This is a genomic window from Mycolicibacterium tusciae (genome assembly GCF_002086795.1).
GTDB lineage: Bacteria > Actinomycetota > Actinomycetes > Mycobacteriales > Mycobacteriaceae > Mycobacterium > Mycobacterium tusciae.
Map to the genome: position 1 here is coordinate 1 of NZ_MVIM01000057.1, position 1,288 is coordinate 1,288.

Genomic DNA, 1,288 nt, shown 5'->3' on the forward strand with positions numbered 1-1,288 from the left:
CAGTGCGGTGGTGTTGCTCAAGCGGCTGCCGGATGCGTTACGCGACGGTGACCGCATCCTGGCTGTGATACGTGGCACCGCGGCCAACCAGGATGGCCACACGGTGAATATCTCGACACCGTCGGTGCGTGCGCAGAGCGCGGTGTGTCGGGAGGCGTTGGACATTGCGGGTGTAGATGCCGGCAGCGTCGGTATGGTCGAGGCGCACGGCACCGGCACTGCGGTGGGTGACCCTAGCGAGTACACCAGCCTGGCAAAGGTGTACGGCGTCGAGGCCCCGTGTGCTCTGGCGTCGGTGAAGACCAACGTCGGCCATACCCAGTCGGCCGCCGGTGTTCTCGGCCTGATGAAAACGATCCTTGCTCTGCAGCATGGTGCGGTTCCGCGGAATCTGCATTTCACCCGTCTGCCCGATCAGCTTGTCCGCATCGACACCAAGCTGTTTGTGCCGCAGGAGAATAAGCCGTGGCCGACGAACGGTCATGCGCCGCGGCGGGCGGCGGTGTCGTCGTATGGACTGTCGGGCACCAATGTCCATGCCATCGTGGAGCAGGGTCCGGAAGTCGCTGCCCTCGCGGATGTCGCGGAGAGAACGTCGGCGGCGGCACCGCTGCTGTTTGCGGTGTCGTCGACCTCGGCTGGGGAGCTGCGCCGCACCGCCGGCCGGCTGGCCGATTGGGTGGATGCGCATCAGGACGTGGTGTTGGCGGATCTGGGGTACACGCTGGCGCGTCGGCGCGCGCATCGGCCGGTGCGCACGGCCGTGATGGCGAGCAACCGGGCGGAGCTTTCCGCGGCGTTGCGTCAGGTCGCCGAGTCCGACACGCCGTATGTCGCGGCGGTCGGGCGCGATGATCGGGGTCCGGTGTGGGTGTTTTCCGGGCAGGGCTCGCAGTGGCCGGCCATGGGTGCGGCGCTGTTGGTCTCCGAGCCGGTGTTTGCGGACACGGTCGCCCGAGCTGAGCCTTTGATCGCCCGCGAGTGCGGGTTTTCGGTGACCGAGGCGCTGGCAGCACCGCAGATCGTGACCGGTATCGACCGGGTCCAGCCGACCCTGTTCACCATGCAGGTCGCGCTTGCCGCCACCATGAAGGCATACGGGGTGCGTCCCGGGGCGGTGATCGGGCACTCTCTTGGCGAGGCCGCGGCCGCTGTCGTCGCGGGTGCGTTGTCGCTGGAAGACGGTGTGCGTGTGATCTGCCGGCGTTCGCGGCTGATGACCCGCATCGCGGGTGCCGGCTCTATGGCGTCGGTGGAACTGCCTGCCAAACAAGTACTTTCAGAATTG

1 protein-coding gene is annotated in these 1,288 nt (G+C 67.2%); it reads left to right on the top strand.

Going from position 1 to position 1,288, the window contains the following annotated elements:
* The coding region (locus BST47_RS30090) for an acyltransferase domain-containing protein (RefSeq protein ID WP_133056266.1) at nucleotides 1–1,288 on the top strand (1,288 nt) is incomplete at both ends.